The 17,076-nt window shown below is 50.0% G+C and carries 20 protein-coding genes; 12 read left to right on the plus strand and 8 right to left on the minus strand.

Annotation, left to right across the window (positions count from 1 at the left end; translation table 11 throughout):
• Positions 1-223 precede the first annotated feature (223 nt).
• From D8682_RS00165 to D8682_RS00180, 4 genes are all read left to right on the plus strand, one after another.
• Positions 224-907: a hypothetical protein gene (locus D8682_RS00165; protein ID WP_121813098.1), complete on the plus strand. Its 684-nt coding sequence runs from the start codon at positions 224-226 to the stop codon at positions 905-907.
• Positions 908-976: 69 nt separating this feature from the next.
• On the plus strand, positions 977-1,192 hold the full coding sequence (locus D8682_RS00170) for a hypothetical protein (protein WP_121813099.1): 216 nt from the start codon (positions 977-979) through the stop codon (positions 1,190-1,192).
• Positions 1,193-1,309: 117 nt separating this feature from the next.
• The gene (locus D8682_RS00175) at positions 1,310-1,984 is read left to right on the plus strand and encodes a DUF4942 domain-containing protein (protein ID WP_121813100.1); all 675 of its coding nucleotides are present in this window, start codon (positions 1,310-1,312) and stop codon (positions 1,982-1,984) included.
• 60 nt (positions 1,985-2,044) lie between these two features.
• Positions 2,045-2,742, plus strand: a protein-coding gene (locus D8682_RS00180) for an IS1 family transposase (RefSeq protein WP_121813101.1) whose coding sequence is annotated in 2 segments (ribosomal slippage) — positions 2,045-2,294 and positions 2,294-2,742 — 699 coding nt in all. Because the reading frame shifts where the segments join, the coding sequence is not laid out codon by codon here.
• Between the two features lie 90 nt (positions 2,743-2,832).
• On the opposite strand, the gene D8682_RS00185 is transcribed toward D8682_RS00180, so the two are convergent.
• Positions 2,833-3,081 carry a hypothetical protein gene (locus D8682_RS00185; protein ID WP_121813193.1) on the minus strand — a complete coding sequence of 83 codons (249 nt, stop codon included), beginning with the start codon at positions 3,079-3,081 and terminating at the stop codon, positions 2,833-2,835.
• Positions 3,082-3,316: 235 nt separating this feature from the next.
• On the opposite strand from D8682_RS00185, the gene D8682_RS00190 reads away from it, so the two are divergent.
• The 6 genes from D8682_RS00190 to mobF all read left to right on the plus strand — a co-directional run bounded on the left by D8682_RS00190 (position 3,317) and on the right by mobF (position 12,641).
• Complete coding sequence (locus tag D8682_RS00190; RefSeq protein WP_121813102.1) at positions 3,317-3,592, plus strand: hypothetical protein; 276 nt, start codon at positions 3,317-3,319, stop codon at positions 3,590-3,592.
• A gap of 10 nt (positions 3,593-3,602) precedes the next feature.
• Positions 3,603-3,878, plus strand: a complete 276-nt coding sequence (locus D8682_RS00195; protein ID WP_121813103.1) for a hypothetical protein — start codon at positions 3,603-3,605, stop codon at positions 3,876-3,878.
• A gap of 153 nt (positions 3,879-4,031) precedes the next feature.
• On the plus strand, positions 4,032-4,307 hold the full coding sequence (locus D8682_RS26560; protein WP_162302949.1) for a hypothetical protein: 276 nt from the start codon (positions 4,032-4,034) through the stop codon (positions 4,305-4,307).
• A 635-nt stretch (positions 4,308-4,942) separates the two neighbouring features.
• Entirely contained in the window at positions 4,943-5,296 is a 354-nt protein-coding gene (locus D8682_RS00205; RefSeq protein WP_121813194.1) for a hypothetical protein, read from the plus strand.
• 2 nt (positions 5,297-5,298) lie between these two features.
• Positions 5,299-7,608 (plus strand): type IV secretion system DNA-binding domain-containing protein, encoded by a 2,310-nt coding sequence (locus tag D8682_RS00210; RefSeq protein WP_121813105.1) that lies wholly within the window; start codon positions 5,299-5,301, stop codon positions 7,606-7,608.
• Positions 7,608-12,641 (plus strand): MobF family relaxase, encoded by a 5,034-nt coding sequence (mobF, locus tag D8682_RS00215; protein WP_121813106.1) that lies wholly within the window; start codon positions 7,608-7,610, stop codon positions 12,639-12,641. Before D8682_RS00210 ends, mobF begins: the two co-directional genes overlap by 1 nt.
• Before the next feature lie 87 nt (positions 12,642-12,728).
• Here mobF and D8682_RS00220 read toward each other — a convergent pair whose 3' ends face one another.
• From D8682_RS00220 to D8682_RS00250, 7 genes are read right to left on the minus strand one after another with little or no spacing between them, the layout of a single operon-like run.
• On the minus strand, positions 12,729-13,220 hold the full coding sequence (locus tag D8682_RS00220) for a hypothetical protein (RefSeq protein ID WP_121813107.1): 492 nt from the start codon (positions 13,218-13,220) through the stop codon (positions 12,729-12,731).
• Positions 13,217-13,696: a conjugal transfer protein TraP gene (locus tag D8682_RS00225; RefSeq protein ID WP_121813108.1), complete on the minus strand. Its 480-nt coding sequence runs from the start codon at positions 13,694-13,696 to the stop codon at positions 13,217-13,219. The genes D8682_RS00220 and D8682_RS00225 overlap by 4 nt, the downstream gene beginning before the upstream one ends.
• Positions 13,693-14,064 carry a hypothetical protein gene (locus tag D8682_RS00230; RefSeq protein WP_121813109.1) on the minus strand — a complete coding sequence of 124 codons (372 nt, stop codon included), beginning with the start codon at positions 14,062-14,064 and terminating at the stop codon, positions 13,693-13,695. The genes D8682_RS00225 and D8682_RS00230 overlap by 4 nt, the downstream gene beginning before the upstream one ends.
• A 22-nt stretch (positions 14,065-14,086) precedes the next feature.
• Positions 14,087-14,617, minus strand: a complete 531-nt coding sequence (locus tag D8682_RS00235; protein WP_121813110.1) for a restriction endonuclease — start codon at positions 14,615-14,617, stop codon at positions 14,087-14,089.
• Positions 14,617-14,913, minus strand: a complete 297-nt coding sequence (locus D8682_RS00240) for a hypothetical protein (RefSeq protein WP_121813111.1) — start codon at positions 14,911-14,913, stop codon at positions 14,617-14,619. The genes D8682_RS00235 and D8682_RS00240 overlap by 1 nt, the downstream gene beginning before the upstream one ends.
• Positions 14,910-15,281: a hypothetical protein gene (locus D8682_RS00245; protein ID WP_121813112.1), complete on the minus strand. Its 372-nt coding sequence runs from the start codon at positions 15,279-15,281 to the stop codon at positions 14,910-14,912. The genes D8682_RS00240 and D8682_RS00245 overlap by 4 nt, the downstream gene beginning before the upstream one ends.
• Positions 15,278-15,988: a lytic transglycosylase domain-containing protein gene (locus D8682_RS00250; protein WP_121813113.1), complete on the minus strand. Its 711-nt coding sequence runs from the start codon at positions 15,986-15,988 to the stop codon at positions 15,278-15,280. The genes D8682_RS00245 and D8682_RS00250 overlap by 4 nt, the downstream gene beginning before the upstream one ends.
• Before the next feature lie 131 nt (positions 15,989-16,119).
• On the opposite strand from D8682_RS00250, the gene D8682_RS00255 reads away from it, so the two are divergent.
• Positions 16,120-16,566 (plus strand): hypothetical protein, encoded by a 447-nt coding sequence (locus D8682_RS00255; RefSeq protein WP_121813114.1) that lies wholly within the window; start codon positions 16,120-16,122, stop codon positions 16,564-16,566.
• Positions 16,563-16,973, plus strand: a complete 411-nt coding sequence (locus tag D8682_RS00260; RefSeq protein ID WP_121813115.1) for an H-NS histone family protein — start codon at positions 16,563-16,565, stop codon at positions 16,971-16,973. The genes D8682_RS00255 and D8682_RS00260 overlap by 4 nt, the downstream gene beginning before the upstream one ends.
• Positions 16,974-17,076: the final 103 nt, after the last annotated feature.

Below are 17,076 nucleotides of genomic sequence, written 5' to 3' on the forward strand. Positions count from 1 at the left end.
AGGGTATTACCGGGAGGGCCGTCAAGGATAAAAATCGGAACCCTGAAGGGAACCCCCGATTTTTTCCTGGACGGTTCGGCAGCGGCGCGGGAACGGGGCAAAAATAAATTCACAATATGTAAATAAAGCTGGATGAATCCGGGCGATTTAGCTATAATTAGTATCATAAACAGGGCGTTACAGCCCACACGGACACCCGCCGTAATCCGGGAGGAACTCAGATATGAACGCATCTACCGTAAACTTTATTGCTTCACTTTATGAACCTGGCGTTTCTGTTCGGGAAGATATCGCCTGCAATCTTTTGAAAATTGTTGCTTATGGCCGTATGGCCTATAACGAACTAGGTTGCGGTATTGATGAATATGTTTACATGGATGGTCAGTTAAATATCACCGGCATTGCCGATATTACGTCTGCCGTTCTGCTTGCCGATCACCTGTATAAAAATAATGCCTGGGTATATCGGAATCCTGACATCGATTATTCATGCGAACTTTTTGACGGTGAGGACGGTGGCCCACAGTCATTCAATTTTCAGTATCTGGAAATCCTCGACCGTTACGGCAAGCGCGTTATGAGCGCCAGCCACTGCTATAAAAAAGTCGGATTACAATGGGAAACCTGCATTGTTTCAGACGCGAGCAGAAACATGGCCCTTGAGCAAATGAAAGTATTAGCTCAACAGGCGTCTGAAGAACGGCGCGGAGATAATTATGATTCTGCGCGGTGGTTCGATCATATAAGCGAAAAGCTCCTGTCCCGTGTAGTGACCTCACGCTATAGCCGCCAGGCAATCTCAGATGAACTGGAACAATCTTCAAGACTGACCCCGCAGGCGTTATGTCAGCGCCTGTCTATGGCGCTTGCAAAGTCCAGTCTGACCCGCGACGGGTTGCCATTCTGACTAACCTGCCCGGCGATGCCGGGCTTTATCTGTTCACCCAATGGAGACGCCTGAAAAGGGCGGTATAGCATGTATAAACGTGAAACCATGTACGAAGAAGCACACCGATGGAATGCTGAATATGATGGTATATTGCCGGACGTCGCCGCCATACCGACATTATGGGCGGTTACGGGCGATAATATGCAACGTAACGCGTTGTTATGGGCGCACAGCGAAGCGCTAAAAATGAATGCGGAGCATGACGCGCTGCGCAGTCGGGACGGAAATATCAACAGTAATTAAATTTACATTTTGTGAATTTATTGTGTTCAATGGCGGTAGGATAGGCTATAATTATTATCAGAAACAGGGCATTAGGCCCACACGGACACCCGCCGTAATCCGGGATGGAGTGACATTATGACTACCGCCATCAATCCAGAAGTGATCTGCGAATTTGCCTCAACCAGTGAAGTTGTTCCTTCCATTTCAATTGAAAATATTCTTGCTCGCGCAGCCTATGCAATGACTACTTTTGCGGATGGTCTGGCAAAGATTCGCGAAGCGCAGAAATTAATGAAAGAAGTAACAGACGAGAAAATGTATGGGTTTCACGAAATTGTCCGTAACGGTCTGGGGGCTTCAAGCGATGATGCCGCAATTAAGCGCATGAAGCGTAACCTTGATTCGGGGATCTGGACACGACTGATGAATGAAACTGGCATGAAAACCCTGATGAGCCATCAACAGATTAGCGACTGGGAAAAGCAGCTCGATACGCCCAGCATGCCTGAAGCAACACTTGAAAACATTCATGCCTCATTCCGTGCATTACATCAGGACAAAGGGCAGATTTTTGAGCAAGGCGTGACGGATGTATTCAAAAAATTATCCTGGGATTATAAAACAAATTGCCCATGCAAAATCGGTAAAAAAATCATTGTGAATTGTATGGTCGGTTCCGCATCCAGCAAAAACTGTTACTACGTGACGGATGAGGGCCGGAATAAGCTTAATGACCTGGAAAAAATGATGAGTATTCTCGATGGCCGTAATGTTCCTGATCACCGCATAGCAGCAGGCGCACAATTTTAGGTCGTGTATTCAATCCGGAGATCATCAGATAAACTCATCGTTTTTATCAAAGGGATTCTGATGGCTAAGGTTGATGTAAAATGTCCGTTTTGTAAGCAAACAGCCCCGGTAAAAAAACACGGACAGGGGAGTTCCGGACATCAACGTTATCGCTGTCAGGCGTGCTGCCGGAGCTTTCAACTTGAATATGAGTACCGTGCCTGCCAACAGGGTATGAAGACTCAAATTATTGATCTTGCCATGAATAATGCCGGTATCCGCGACACCGCTCGGGCATTGAATATCAGCATTAATGCCGTTGTGCGTACACTAAAAAACTCTCACCGCAAAACGTAACCTTTCTTCCTCTGGGTAATCTGAAAATTCAGCTCATTTGCGAAGTGGATGAAATGTGGTCATTTGTCGGCAATAAAAAGAAGCAACGCTGGCTGTGGTACGCATGGGAACCTCGTCTCAAACGTATTATTGCCCATACTTTTGGTCGCCGGAGCAAGAAAACGCTTCGTCAGTTACTGGGGTTGCTGTCAGGTTTTAATGTTGCCTTCTGGTGCACAGATAATTTCAGTGCTTATGACGTGTTACCGAATGAAAAACATATTACGGGTAAGCTTTACACGCAACGTATTGAGCGTGAAAACCTGAAACTTCGCAACAGATTGAAACGACTAAACCGCAAGACACTGGGATACTCAAAATCGACAGAAATGCATGACAAGATCATTGGTACATTTATCGAGCGAGAACATTATGTATTGTAATGCTATTCACCATATTGAATACACGACCGAAAAAAATCTAAAAGAACTATCTGTAGATTAAATTGAAAGCAGGCAAGATGCCTGCTTTTTTTATGCCACTGACTTGTGCTGTCCTGGTGAGTCAGTTACGCCTGACTGGGAGGTTAATTCAGCCAGATGTTTATCCATTTGCTTAATAGCATCCTTTAGAGCCTTAACTAAGTCGTCGCTGATATCTACTCTTTGATTGAAGCTCTCCAGCAATTCCTTTTTTTCTTTGTATTCATTCAGGATCGGAGCCGGAACCTGAAACTGAAATTTCTTTTTATTGAGTGAGTCTTTGGGTTGTATGACCGCCATAAATTGCGCCTCCACTGTGATATGAATTTGTATCATAGGCGTTATGTGAAACGCTCGCAAGATTTCCCGCGCTACACCTCTCGCATAATCATTTCCGATCACCTACGAAAGAGCCTTGATCTTCAACTACCAGTTGCCCGACAGGTTGCCGCAGGCAAGGGGCGCACTGCTGCGCAGATACGCCCGGCGTTCAGGGTGCAGACCGTCGCCGCGCCAGCGGCATGAAGCTGAGCCGTTGCCGCCGCCCGGTGCAGCGCTGGCGCGTTGCCCGGATTCAGCCCCGGCAGGTTGCCGCAGGCAGGGGGCGCACTACTGCGCAGATACGCCCGGCGCTCAGGGTGCAGACCGTCGCCGCGCCAGCGTCATGATACTGAGCCGTTGCCGCCGCCCGGCGCAGCGCTGGCGCGTTGCCCGGATTCAGCCCCGGCAGGTTGCCGCAGGCAGGGGGCGCACTGCTGCGCAGATACGCCCGGTGCTCAGGGTGCAGACCGTCGCCGCGCCAGCGGCATGAAGCTGAGCCGTTGCCGCCGCCCGGCGCAGTGCTGGCGCGTTGCCCGGATTCTGCCCCGGCAGGTTGCCGCAGGCAGGGGGCGCACTGCTGCGCAGATACGCCCGGCGTTCAGGGTGCAGACCGTCGCCGCGCCAGCGGCATGAAGCTGAGCCGTTGCCGCCGCCCGGCGCAGCGCTGGCGCGTTGCCCGGATGCAGCCCCGGCAGATTGCCACAGGCAGGGGGCGCACTGCTGCGCAGATACGCCCGGTGCTCAGGGTGCAGACCGTCGCCGCGCCAGCGGCATGAAGCTGAGCCGTCGCCGCCGCCCGGCGCAGTGCTGGCGCGTTGCCCGGAATCATCCCCGGCAGGTTGCCGCAGGCAGGGGGCGCACTGCTGCGCAGATACGCCCGGCGCTCAGGGTGCAGACCGTCGCCGCGCCAGCGTCATGATACTGAGCCGTTGCCGCCGCCCGGCGCAGCGCTGGCGCGTTGCCCGGATTCAGCCCCGGCAGGTTGCCGCAGGCAGGGGGCGCACTGCTGCGCAGATACGCCCGGCGTTCAGGTGCGTTTCCGTCGCCGCGCCAGCGGCATGATGCTGAGCCGTTGCCGCCGCCCGGTGCAGCGCTGGCGCGTTGCCCGGATTCAGCCCCGGCAGGTTGCCGCAGGCAGGGGGCGCACTGCTGCGCAGATACGCCCGGCGTTCAGGGTGCAGACCGTCGCCGCGCCAGCGGCATGATGCTGAGCCGTTGCCGTCGCCCAGCGCAGTGCTGGCGCGTTGCCCGGATGCAGCCCCGGCATGTTGCCGCAGGCAGAGGGCGCACTGCTGCGCAGATACGCCCGGCGCAGTGCTGGCGCGTTGCCCGGATGCAGCCCCGGCATGTTGCCACAGGCAGGGGGCGCACTGCTGCGCAGATACGCCCGGTGTTCAGAGGTGCTCAGCGGCCATCGATGAGGTGGTTGCTCATTCCAGGTCATAGCGCTCGACCCTGAAGGTGATCAACAGTGTGGGAAGGTGGTCGAAATCAAAGAGCGGAGATCAAAAGCGACAAGGTATAGGGGTTCGGTGGCTGAGCAGGTACAAAAAATCGCGTCACACCCCACGCATTATACAATGCTTCGCCCAAAGCCTTGCTGCGCCTGGCTTTAGGGGGGCATGACCCCCAATGTGCAAATGTCATGCACATTGCAAATCTAAAGGCAGGAAAACCAGTAATGACAGGCGTTAGGCAAGTCATGCCCCCCCTGCATTATTCGATATGTCAATTGTTTTACTATGTTGTTGATGTTCATTGGGATTGATTTTCGCAGGGGGGCATGAGATTTGCTATGATACAAATTCATATCATGAAATCTGTAAGGGGAAGCTTTTCCATGTCAAAAACAAAAAATCGCCTGAATGTGCAGTTTCGAATGCCACTGAATTATGAGGAGCTACTGAAAAAGGAAGCAGCAAAGCAGCAAATCAGCCCAAACGAAATGGCGAAGAAGATAGTCATGTACCAGCTTCTTTCCGACGAAGATGGCGTGTTCCGCAACGTAGCGAAACTCAAACACATTCTTCTCCCCACTTACATCGTTATGTTTAAAAGCATCTTCGACATCATGGCCTCGAACCCTTCCATGACATTTGAAAACGCAACCGCCTTAGCTAACGAACATATCTTTCAAAAGGCTAACGAAAGAGTTCAAAAAATTCTGGAAAGCCAATTTGGAATTGAGGGTTAAATATGAGCGACAAGAAGCAGGATAACAGCACTGTTTCGGAGCTAAACCGGGGCGGTCAGGTCTTGATGCACTTCATCCGAATGCTGCATCAGACCTTAATGCGTTACTTCAAAATCGTGTTCATTGTCTTTGCCTTATCTACCGGGCTACTGACATACCGATTCACCGACAGTACCGACTGGTACATGGGCCTTAAATACTACTATTCCTCGATGTTTGTTAATCAGCTTGGAATGGTTAACGGCAAAACGTCATTGCGCCTGCCTGATGGCCGTCTGGTAAACGTCACAGATAAGCAAATTGTTTCATCTGCGGTGATGCAGAATCATGCGGCGACACTTTACAGCAACCTGCTACGAAGCCTGTTGTTTTCAACATTGATTGCTTTAATTGCAGCCTGGTATCTTTTCCGGTTCGTATTGAAGAAAGGCAAAGACGAAAGCAAGGAAGAACATGTTCGTGGTGCAAAAGCTGTAGGTATAAACGACTTAATAGCCGCAGCTAAAGACAGGGTTAAGGAGGATGGCCGTCCTTCACGAATTTCGATAGCAGGCGTTCCCCTGATCCGCTTTCAGGAGAACTCAGGCATTGCGATGATAGGTTCTCCGGGTACTGGTAAATCCACCACGGCCAGGGATGTTCTTCGTCAGGCGCGTGGCCTGCGTCAAAAGGCCGTGTTGTATGATATTTCCGGTGAGTTTACTAAGCGCTTTTATCGCCCTGGTAAAGACGTCATTCTTAATGTTTTTGATACCCGATCTCATTCATGGGATTTCTGGGCTGAAGGTAAAAATCCCGCGATGTATGACCGCCTGGCAAAGGCGGCAATTCCCGATCACAACTCTGGGGGGGATCCCTTCTGGACGGAAGCGCCACGACTGTTATTTTCAGCACTGCTGGAACAGCTTGGACGGCGATTTAAACAGCCGAAGGTTGAACATCTGATGAATATCATACTAAGGATGTCCAACGATAAAATAGCTAAAGTAGTCGCCACTACCGATGCCCGTAACGTTATGAATCTGGAACTGGATAAGTTAGCTGGTTCTGTACGCGCTGTTATCACTGCTTACACCCGTAATTTTAAACATCTGGCGCTGCCGACTGGCCCCCGCTTTTCATTCCGGGATTGGGCGCATGATGAGGATTCAGACGCATGGGTTTTTATTACTGTACGTGATGATATGAAAGAAACACTCAAGCCGATGATGACAATGATGCTTGAATCGGCCATGTCTGCAATTCTGACTCTTGAACCCTCCGAAGACCGCCTGATCGTCACCGGTGTTGATGAGGCGGGAACCCTGCATGAGATACCTTCTCTATGCGATTATATTTCAACTTGCCGTAAGTTTGGCGGCTTCCCGTTTTTGGGTTTTCAGTCCAATGCACAGGCCGAATCAACTTACGGTGATAAGAAAGCACAGATTCTGATGGACTCCATTGGGTCACTTGCGGCGTTCCGTATCAATGGGGTTAAAGGCGCTAGCTGGCTGGCCGAGCAATTGGGTGATCAGGAAGTCGAAAAGCCCAATGAAAACACAAGCTATGGTGCAAACGAAGTTCGTGATGCGACTACGATTAACCGCGCCAGTAAGGAACAAAATCTTGTTCTGAAAAGTGAAATTATGTCGTTGCCAGATAACACCTGTTATTTGCGTCTTGGGCGGGGGTTGCCTGTAGCGAAAATCAAAATGCCATTCGATAACATGAAGCTGCTGCATCCCGGCATCATTGAGACAAAAGCGCTGCGGGATGAGAGCTTTATGGCGCTGTATTCACAGGAGAATGAAATCAGACCAGAAGACGTTTTAGATACTATTTACAAAGAAATGGACAGTGCTGAACTGAAGCCTCAGAAGCCGCAGGGTAATGTGGCTCCTGATGAAGACAGTTTAAAATCCAAAGCACAAATTCTTGATGATGTTATCAATACGTTTACCGGTGACAAGGGGGCAAACCCACAACCCGTTGATAATGCTGATTCACCGGCCACTGTAGTCAATGTTGTACCAGCATCAGAGCCTGTCGTTGCGACCATGCCTCCAGATAGTCCAGATGCAGCCGAAAAATCTAATACCCTCAATCCGATTGCTCAGGCAATGCAGGCGCAAAGTGCTAAACCAGAAAGTGACACTGAAGATGATGACGAATCAGATTTTAACCAGATGTATGCCGAAGACCCTCATTTTCAGCAGTTAATTGAAGACTTTAATCAGCGCCATGAACAGAACGGGGCGGCAAGAAACGATACGACGACTAAAAATAATGAAAAATCCATTAAACAGCCTGATATCGGTGGAGGATTTTAATGCTCAGTCTTGCGAAAGTGGAAAGCACGAAAAAGGCAGCGGCTTATTATAGTTCGCCTGATAAATATTATGACAAAGACTCTGGTGATATAGGTTCATCGTGGGGAGGAAAAGGGGCCGAACATTTAGGTTTGAGCGGCCCGGTGAATTCTGAGGATTTTGTTAAGTTACTTGAAGGGCGAATAAATACTGAAACGCATTTAGGCAAGATTGGGAGTGGGGGCGTAATAGAACATGTTCCAGGATGGGATTTTACTCTATCGGCTCCGAAAAGTGTTTCTGTACTCGCTCTGGTTGGTGGTGATAAACGTCTTGTTGCTGCACATATCCAATCTTGTAAAGAAGCGATGGCATTTGTTGAGAGAGAATATGCTATGACGCGTATTTCAAATGAGGGAAAAGCTGAATACGCGAAAGTCGATAATTTAGTTTACGCCAGTTATGTTCATACCGAATCGCGAAAACACGATCCGCAGCTTCATTCACATAATGTAGTAATGAATGCTGTTATGGATTCATCCGGGCAGTGGCGTAGCCTTGAAACCAAGAAGATGTTTGAGGCGCAGTTAGCAATCGGAATGGCCTATCGCTCAATATTCGCCAAGAAGGTAGTTGGTCTTGGTTATGATATTGAATTACGCGATGAGAAAGACGTCGATAACAAAAATGGTTTCTGGGATATAAAAGGTGTTCCTGAATCATTATTGGGGGCATTTTCAAAGCGTAGGGCGCAGGTACTGGAGAGCGCAAATCAGTTTGGTCTGTTCGATGCTAAATCGATGGAGAAAGCGGCGCTGTACAGTCGCGACACCAAAACGGACATTCCCCTGGAAGAACTGAAAGAAATCTGGGATGCGACAGTCGCGGAACATGGCGTTGATCTTGACTCAGTTATTGAACGCGCTCGCGAGCGACAGAAGCCACAAATTGAAAGAAGTCAGCCTGACACTCAGGGCGAATCCAAAAACGTGACACAGCCGCATACAGGTGATTCTGGGAAACCGGCTACTGTTTCGCAGCGAACTGCGACCAGGGATGAGCTGACGGATGATGACAATCTTTCTTCGGGCCTGAATGATGCAAATTCATATCATGACGGTGGTGTTGAGCCGTCAGCGACACTTCAAAGCAAAGCTGAAAACGCGCCTCTACCTTCGCATTTTGACGAACAGTCTGCCGAGCCACTTGCCAGAGCAACCGATAAACTGGTGCGCGAATATTTGAATGCCTACGAATTTAGCGACCAGGAGGTGCAAAATCTGGTGAGGGATGTGCGGCTTGCCTATCGGGTAAAGGCGGCTGATGAGGCTGTTTTCTCAGCCAATGCGATCCTGAAAGAATCGATGCGTTTAACCATCGGCCATGCGTCACCCGATGATATCGCTCAGGTGATTCGGTCAATGATTAACAGCGGCGAACTTCTTCCACGCGCTTCAAGAAGCAAAGATCCAGGCCTGGCCGTTACCACTCCGGCTGCTTTTGAAAAAGAACGCGCGATGGTGTTCGCTATGCTCAATGGTCAGCAGACTCGACCAGCCGTAGGAGCGAGAGACGATGTAGCCGCCTGGATCACCCAGTTTGAAGGTGTAAAATCGCAGCAATTTGGCGCACCTTTTGCATTTTCGTCAGACCAGAGACAGGCCATAATCGATGCGGCCAGTAGCCAGGATTTAGCGTCTGCAATACAGGGGTACGCTGGTACGGGCAAAACAACTCTGCTTCAGTGCCTGATCGGGTATGGCGAGTCAAAAGGCTTCTCCTTCCTCGGCCTTGCCCCTACTGGCTCGGCCACAGACACCCTGGCGCATGAAACCGGTCTGACGACCAGCACGGTCGATTCATTCCTGTTCCGAAGGATGAAGGGAACGGTCAGCAGTCGTGAAGTCTGGCTGGTCGATGAGGCCAGCATGGTCGGGGCCAGCAACATGCACGCGCTTGTTAAAGAAGCTGAGCGAAGCGGCGCGAAATTGTTACTCCTGGGCGATGATAGGCAAATGGAGGCGGTTGACTGGGGGAGGCCATTCGCCGTTCTTCAGGACTTTAAAATGCCGACGTCGAAGGTCACGACAATTATTCGCCAGAAGAATGAAAATCTGCGTCAGGCCGTATATGACTCCATTGAACGCAATTTTTCGGGAGCGTTTCAGCGTCTGAAGGGATCGGTTTTTGATATGGAAAAACACAGTATCCTCGATGACTACCTGGCTCTTTCTGAACACGAACGCGACAATACGCTGGTCATTATCCCGGACAATATTGGCCGTGATACGTTCAACAAGGAAGTACATGATAACCGTGTACAACGTGGAGAGTTACCGGCTAATGAAATCATGGTTCGTGGCCTCTCCAGTGCAAATCTGAATGAAGCCGAACGCAGTGATTACCGGTATTATTCAAAGTATCATGTTGTCGAATTCCAGCAAGACCACGATGGATTCAAAAAGGGCGAGTTCTGGCATGTGACTGATCGCGACCGTGACACAGGTGAAGTGTTGATGACGCGTGATGGTGTTGAAATGTCATTTAACCCTTCGACTATCACTGGTAACGCAAAATTTGCGGTGGACGTGTTTAATCCGCAGCGCCTGTCATTTTCACAGAATGAAAAACTCGTTTTCACCAAATCCAGAAAAGATCTCGGTGTAAAAAATGGTGACGAATTTACGCTGACGCAAATTGATGCCGCCGCGAAGACCTTTACCCTTGAGAACGGCAGCGGCAAAAGCATTACCCTTGATTCCACGGCACTTCACAACCTCTCTCATAACTATGCGCTGACGGCATATAAAGCTCAGGGTAAGACCGTAAACAACATCATGGCGCAGGTTGAATCATGGCGCAGAAATCTGGTTAACGAGCGCAGTTTTTATGTTGCGCTGAGCCGTGCAAGACAAGGTGCAAGACTGTATGTGGACGATGTGAAAAAGGTCATCACCGCTCTGGCCGAGCACGATGCGAACAAAACAACTTCACTGGAGGGGTTTTCCGGGGGCGATCTCAAACGTGCTGCGGTACAACTGAATGCAGGTAACACGGATACACGTCAGCTTTATGCCGATATCACAATGGCGACGGAGAAACTGGCGCTTAAGCATGGTGTATTCAGTCATACCGCTCTGGTGACGGAGACTCTCAAAAATACCCTGGGTACTTACGACATTCGCGATGTGGAAACGGCTGTCTACAATCTCCGGCAGCGCGGTGAGATCGGTTTGTCGTATGTTAACCATGACAAGCCCAATCGAGAGAATTTTTATACTCTCCCTCAGAACATCCGACATGAAACCCAGATAGTACGCCATATGTTGCAGGGGAAAGACCGTTATCCTGCTATCGCTGGTAAGTCGCTCATTGAGCGCTATATGGCCGCGCGGGATGAAAAAGTCAGGGGAGGAATGGCCGAGCCGCTATCGGCTGCGGCAAAGTTAGCGCTGACTACGGTGATGACCAGCCGTGATGAAGCCGTGCTGATCACCGGCAGCGATTTGAGCGGCCATCGCGACGTTATGCGGGAGCTTGGAAAAGACATTGCCAAAGAGCGGGGATATCGGGTTAAGGGCTTTTCTACCACGGCTGAAGGAGTCAGGCAGCTTCGGGAGCACATAAAAACTTCAGGCAATATCTACCAGCACCTCGATACGATGGAGCAGCGTATTGCTGAGCGTCAGACACTGAAAGCCGGTAAAGAACTCTGGGTTGTCGAAAACGTGTCGCAGATGGGGGCTGAGAACGTCATACGCCTGCAACAGGCGGCGCGTTACGCCGGGGCCAGAGTAATTCTGGTTGCGGATCGCCAGGAGAACGCGCTGGCATGGGGGAACATGCCCTCGTTGTTGACTGACCAGGGGATAACCAACATTGATTTCGACCTTGCTAACCGCTCTCTGAACCCGATTATTAATCACGCATCAGAAAAGATGGTACAGGGTAAAATTGACGAAGCCCTGAACCATATTAGCCCAATGGTCAGTGAAGTCAGTGACCCGCACAATGCCAGCAACGACCGCAAGGTGCGCCTCAATGTACTGGCTGATACCTGGCTCAATCTTTCGTCTCAGGATCGAGAGAAAACCGCCGTCATCATCCCCGACTACTTTTCCCGTAACAAAGTTGATGTTGAGATCCGTAAAGGTCTTCAGAAGGAAGGGACGCTTTCCGGTGCGGCGATAAACACCGATTTATATCGTAACGCAAACCTTGACCCGTTCGAAAAGAAATCAGTTGTAAACTACAAAACCGGTCAGGTGTTGATGTTTGAAAGCCAGAGGCCCGGTATTGAAAAAGGCGGTTATTACTCTGTTGAGGCGATCGATAAAGCGGGAAACGTCCTGCGACTCCGTTCGGTGGCCGATGGAACACGTGTGAGCATCAATGCCAGCGAGATAGCAGGCAGTCGCAACAACTCCGTACAGGTGTTTCATGTGGATAAAAAGCAGGTTCAGCAGGGAGAGAAGTTGCGTTTTACCCGGTCAGTTCCGGCAGACAAGCTTGTTAGTGGGGATGGGAAATCAGTACCGTCCAAGTCTCAGGGTGTGGTTGAGTCAATAAATGGGACGATGTTGAACGTCCGGCTCGCTAATCACCGACTGATTACCGTTGATGCTGATAAATGGCGGCATATGGAATGGGGTTACACCCATAACATGTTTAACGTCAAAGATAAGCAATTCGACAATGTAATCACGCTGATGGAGTCATGGAAAAAGAACTTTGCCACGCAGGAATCGTTGCATAACGCACTAACCAAAACTGCGGTTAATCTCAGAATTATTACGGATGATAAGGGCAAACTCTTTGATAACCTGCGATCCACATCGGGCTTCCGGCAAACCGCGCTTCAGGACAGGAAGGTTTCAATCACCAAAAGTGACATGGATAGTTTCGATAAGCAGTTTGGCACTGGGTTAAGTTTCGGCTCCCGGATAATGATGAAGCTGGAGGCCGCCGTTGATAAAGCGGTGACATCGACGCTGAGCCGGGTTGTTGAGAAGACGCAGGAGGTGGTGCAGCGCACACGACAAAAATCACTGTAACCGAATGGTCGAAACCCCGCTGCGGCGGGGTTTTTGTTTGGCTATTGAATGTGGTTTGCGCATGCGCAAAAGTGGGAATTGCGTTAATCAGCCGGGAATCTGTCTCTGGCACTCGTTGACGGTGTAGCGCCGCTGAACATCATCTTGCAGACGGAATATCATGGCGATATCAGACGACAATTCATCAAATTCATCACTCTCACGGGCCAGCTTGTCATAAATATCAGCCCGGTAGCGTGAAGTGGGCGCAATGTCATCACGGCCAATGAGCCTGTTACCTACAGCCCATGATGACAGCTTGCCGAGCATCACTTCCAGTTTAATGTCCTGCTCAAGCCGCGTGATGTGTGGGGGCGGTGACGGGGCTATTAAAAGGGCTGAGTTATAGACGCGGATTCGACAAAATTGTGACGCGAGGCCGTATTTGGGGCAGCGCAATATCTCTCCGATGATTTTCTGCTGGACTCGCAGGGTGCTGTTTTCATTATGCAGTGCATCTGTCTCTTTTCGCCTTTGCCTAAGCCTGAACGCCTGTAGTGCAACCAGTCCGATCAACAGAACGAAGATGAATTCCGTCATAGTGCGCCCTTAGAGTGGTTTTTAAGCGTAAAAGAAACATGAGGGGTGCTGCGCAGCAGATAGGACAGACCTATGCAGATAAAAGCGAACACCGCCCACAGCATTCCCAGAACGTTAATCATTGAGCGATCAATGTGGCTCGCATACCCCGCGCCGTCTGATATCACTTCAGGGCAATCTGCCGCCAGAACGGATGCAGGCGGGGGAGCGATGGTTTTTGTTTTACCAGTACCCTCAAGGCCAGGTACTTTTTGAGCGGGCTGGCATTCACGCCATTTCCACTGAACACCATCAGTCACGGCATCCGCATTTTTAATCACGGCCACGATAAACTGACCCGGTGTGGATTTATCGTGAATGAAAAGCAGAGCGATCAGCAAAAATAGCATTCCCGCAGGCAGTATCAGCAAATTGCGCACTGCCCAGGAACAACAGGACGCAGTGGCGCTTACCATTTTCCAGAGATTAACTTTCATGCTGATTCCCCCCCGGTCGCAACCTGACAATAATGCCAAGCATCGCCATAAACCCGCTCAGCGGGAATATCACTCAATGCTCGATCCCATGCTTCTTTATCGCGGGGCTTCATTCCTTCAGTCATGAGAGGGATAAGGCGATTTAACCAGGCATCGATATATGCCAGACGATGCAGCACAACTCGGCGTTCGTCGTCAGGCAATGCGGTAACAGACTGTGCAACCTCTCGACATTCTAAGATGCGTTTATATGGCCCACCACCGCCATCATAGGAAAGATCAAAACGCTCAAACTTCCAGTCTTGCATGATGATGTGGTTACGAAGTTCTTCACAGATTTGGTTGTGCCGGGCTTTACGAATAAACATGGTGCGATCCTTAACAGGTGTATCAGAACGTGAGTTTCAGCGTCGAATCAAAAAGCGCCAGCAGCCGGTCGCCCGAAATGATTTCAATTCGCCGGGCCGAGCCTGCATTGACTGCGGCGCGAACTGAGGAAGGAGTGCTGCCGGTGTGTACGAAAATACCGTCACACTGTGCCTGGCTCAGCACATCGGCAAATGCGCTAACGTGTTCAGCGCGTATGCGTCCTGAATAGCGTTTAGCCTGGACAAGCCACAGTCGGTTTTGATGTTGAAACCGGCCATCGATACCGCCATCCCCGCTGTATCGTTCATTTCTGGCAATCACAAACCCTTTACGCTGTAGCAACGTCAGAATCAGTTCCTCAAATGCGTAGGGATCAACTTTGCGCAGGTAGGCGATTTTCTGCCCCGGATGCTGTAGTTCAGCGACCTTGCTAATAATCCGCTCTGCGGATTCTCGTTTTTTCTGGTGGCGACTTTTTTTGCCAAAGAGCAGGGGATACAGGACAAGAAAGATAAACACGGCAGCTACTGCAAGCATGGAGGTATTACTCATCAGAAGTTATCTCCGGGAGGGGAGGAATCGGTGTCAGATAGTGAAGTTTGCATTGAGTCAGTTCCGTGGCCGGAATGATGGACGTCTGTCTTGTTGGCACTCGCAGGGATATCAAGCATCCCTTCGCTCTGCCCCTTTTCGGAAAATCCCTTATTTTCATATTCATGTGAAAGGCGATATTTGCGAACCGGTGCATGAGTAGACGGGCGCGAAGGACGTTTACTGATCCCGGCCAGCAGAAGAATGGCTATCAGTCCCAGTCCGAGCAGCAATGCGCCAACGAGCTTCCCTGTCATTTTTCGTCTTCATCCTGGTTATCGGTGTCAGTGGCGGGAGCCTGAACGATGTCAGTACTGGACACTGGGAGGGTGAAGAAAGTCGCAATCAGAGTCAGGCTGTGGATTGCAATCAGTGCGTATAAAAAGGGCGTTCCGTCGCTGAATGTTTTGTAAAAGGAAAAAAATGCTGCGCTGATGATCAACAGGCCAACGTGCAGGGCATTACTGGTAACGATGTGTCGCAGGGCGATGTGCAGCGCGATAAACGCCGGTAACACGCCGAAAATAGCCAGGTTATCCGGCAGCAGATGAGGTTCTGGCATCAGACACAGGTAGTAAGCCAGTGCCAGTACAGCCATCAGTATTGTGAACAGGTAATGTGTCATAAGCCACCGACCAGTTTTGCATTAGAACCAAAGGAATTGCTTACGGCGACAGAGAACGTAAAGCCCGGATGAGCATCTTTAAATTCAAACTTTTGCCCTGCGGTCGTGCCGGGTTTGTTCCGGGATGGGGCGTAGGCATATTTTGCAGGAGCACCATTCAGGATGGTGGCAACGTATTCCTGCGTTTCCCTGAACGGGATAAGGCGAATAAAGTCATCGTTAGATATCTCACCACTGCGCGGATCGCCATACCGCTTTAGCCACTGGTCAACCCGGCCTGGCCCCGCATTGTAGGCAGCAAGTGCGAGGATGTGATTGCCATCATATCGATCCAGTTGCGAATCGAGATATGCCCTTCCAAGAGCCAGGTTATAAGTCGCATCGTTCCGGTATCGCCAGTGATCCCAGACAAGCCCTGCAAGTCTTGATGCTTCAGGTGCGGTTTCCGGCATGATCTGGGCGACACCAACCGCCCCCTTTGGCGATGTTAGCGGCAGACCATTGCGGCCAAACTGATTACCGCGACTTTCCTGATGGGTCAGCCGTTCAAACAGGGCATCCCTGGTTAGCACCGGCGTACCGGTCTTAATATCTGTCGCCATTGCGGAGATTTCCCCAACAGCCACAGAGGTTGTGCTTTCTGATGCGATAACCGGCGTACCTGTCAACGTCAGCAGAACAAGAGACAGCAGTTTTAGTGATTTCAATCAACCATCCTCAATCTAATTGCCATGATATAAAAATGTATCACGTATCTGTTATAATTCAAATATTGTCTGATTGTGAAAAGCGATATTTTGTGCAATCATTAATTAATTTAATTAAGGGGTGACTGTGCATGAGTGAGGAAATTAGCTTACTTAACAAGAGGAAAGCTAAGGTAATAGCGCAAACAATGTCGCTTTTAAGTAAGACCAGCGCCCCTTTAATTGAGGTGCTTGTTAAGTACGTAGTATTTAAAATCAAACTTTCTGACATCACTGATTTTAAACACTCGGCAATTTACCGGGCAAAAAGTACCTACAAGGAAAATCGTGATAAGGTGATCACCCTTTCCGGGCTGTATTCCCCTTTGTATGGACGGGAAAAATCCTGCCCTGACCAGGAGCCGTTCAGCCTGATCGTGAATGTCGATGATGACGAACTGAAGGAAGGATTTGTCTGGTACAGCACCACGGCTGAGAAATCATTTCAGATGAGCGATCTGGATTACTTTGTGCTGACGGATGCGGGGTTTGCTCCTTACACTCAAATCAGTAACAGCGGAAAACGGACACGCAAATGAAGAAAAATATTCCAACCGTGACTGAAGTCATTCAGTTTCTGAGAAGTGTTCCCCGCCGGTCATCGTTGTTTAAAAAAATGGACTTGCGGGAACTGAGCATCATCCGCGCCGATCTGACTTCTGTGCTGGAAACCCGAATCAACCAGCAGGAACAGAATGACTTAGACGAAAAGGAACGGTTGTCTAAAATCCAGCATCACCTGTCTTTACTGAAGCAAGATGGTATTGCGCCGGATGAACTGATTAAGGCAAAAAAGCGTCCCTCCGTTGGGCCGGTGCAAAGCTACCGTGTTCACGGGCAACTGATCCATTACAAAGGGGTAGGGAAATACCCGCGTGTGCTCAAGGAGATAATTGATCGTGAAGGAAAAGACGGCCTGAAACAATACGAAGCAAATGAGGATTGAGTAGTTTGTAGCGCTTGAGGGAACAACGTAGTTAAGTTTATCTTTCCCGCCCCGCCATCTCTGACGGGGTTTTCCCCCGGACTCCAGCACACGGCCTGACTGT

It is taken from the genome of Buttiauxella sp. 3AFRM03, from assembly GCF_003675305.1.
Lineage (GTDB): Bacteria > Pseudomonadota > Gammaproteobacteria > Enterobacterales > Enterobacteriaceae > Buttiauxella > Buttiauxella ferragutiae.

Coding starts and splice junctions, on each gene's coding strand:
- D8682_RS00165 (WP_121813098.1), top strand. CDS start 224: ATGAACGCATCTACCGTAAACTTTATTGCTTCACTTTATGAACCTGGC.
- D8682_RS00170 (WP_121813099.1), top strand. CDS start 977: ATGTATAAACGTGAAACCATGTACGAAGAAGCACACCGATGGAATGCT.
- D8682_RS00175 (WP_121813100.1), top strand. CDS start 1,310: ATGACTACCGCCATCAATCCAGAAGTGATCTGCGAATTTGCCTCAACC.
- D8682_RS00185 (WP_121813193.1), bottom strand. CDS start 3,081: ATGGCGGTCATACAACCCAAAGACTCACTCAATAAAAAGAAATTTCAG.
- D8682_RS00205 (WP_121813194.1), top strand. CDS start 4,943: ATGTCAAAAACAAAAAATCGCCTGAATGTGCAGTTTCGAATGCCACTG.
- D8682_RS00210 (WP_121813105.1), top strand. CDS start 5,299: ATGAGCGACAAGAAGCAGGATAACAGCACTGTTTCGGAGCTAAACCGG.
- mobF (WP_121813106.1), top strand. CDS start 7,608: ATGCTCAGTCTTGCGAAAGTGGAAAGCACGAAAAAGGCAGCGGCTTAT.
- D8682_RS00220 (WP_121813107.1), bottom strand. CDS start 13,220: ATGACGGAATTCATCTTCGTTCTGTTGATCGGACTGGTTGCACTACAG.
- D8682_RS00225 (WP_121813108.1), bottom strand. CDS start 13,696: ATGAAAGTTAATCTCTGGAAAATGGTAAGCGCCACTGCGTCCTGTTGT.
- D8682_RS00230 (WP_121813109.1), bottom strand. CDS start 14,064: ATGTTTATTCGTAAAGCCCGGCACAACCAAATCTGTGAAGAACTTCGT.
- D8682_RS00235 (WP_121813110.1), bottom strand. CDS start 14,617: ATGAGTAATACCTCCATGCTTGCAGTAGCTGCCGTGTTTATCTTTCTT.
- D8682_RS00240 (WP_121813111.1), bottom strand. CDS start 14,913: ATGACAGGGAAGCTCGTTGGCGCATTGCTGCTCGGACTGGGACTGATA.
- D8682_RS00245 (WP_121813112.1), bottom strand. CDS start 15,281: ATGACACATTACCTGTTCACAATACTGATGGCTGTACTGGCACTGGCT.
- D8682_RS00255 (WP_121813114.1), top strand. CDS start 16,120: ATGAGTGAGGAAATTAGCTTACTTAACAAGAGGAAAGCTAAGGTAATA.
- D8682_RS00260 (WP_121813115.1), top strand. CDS start 16,563: ATGAAGAAAAATATTCCAACCGTGACTGAAGTCATTCAGTTTCTGAGA.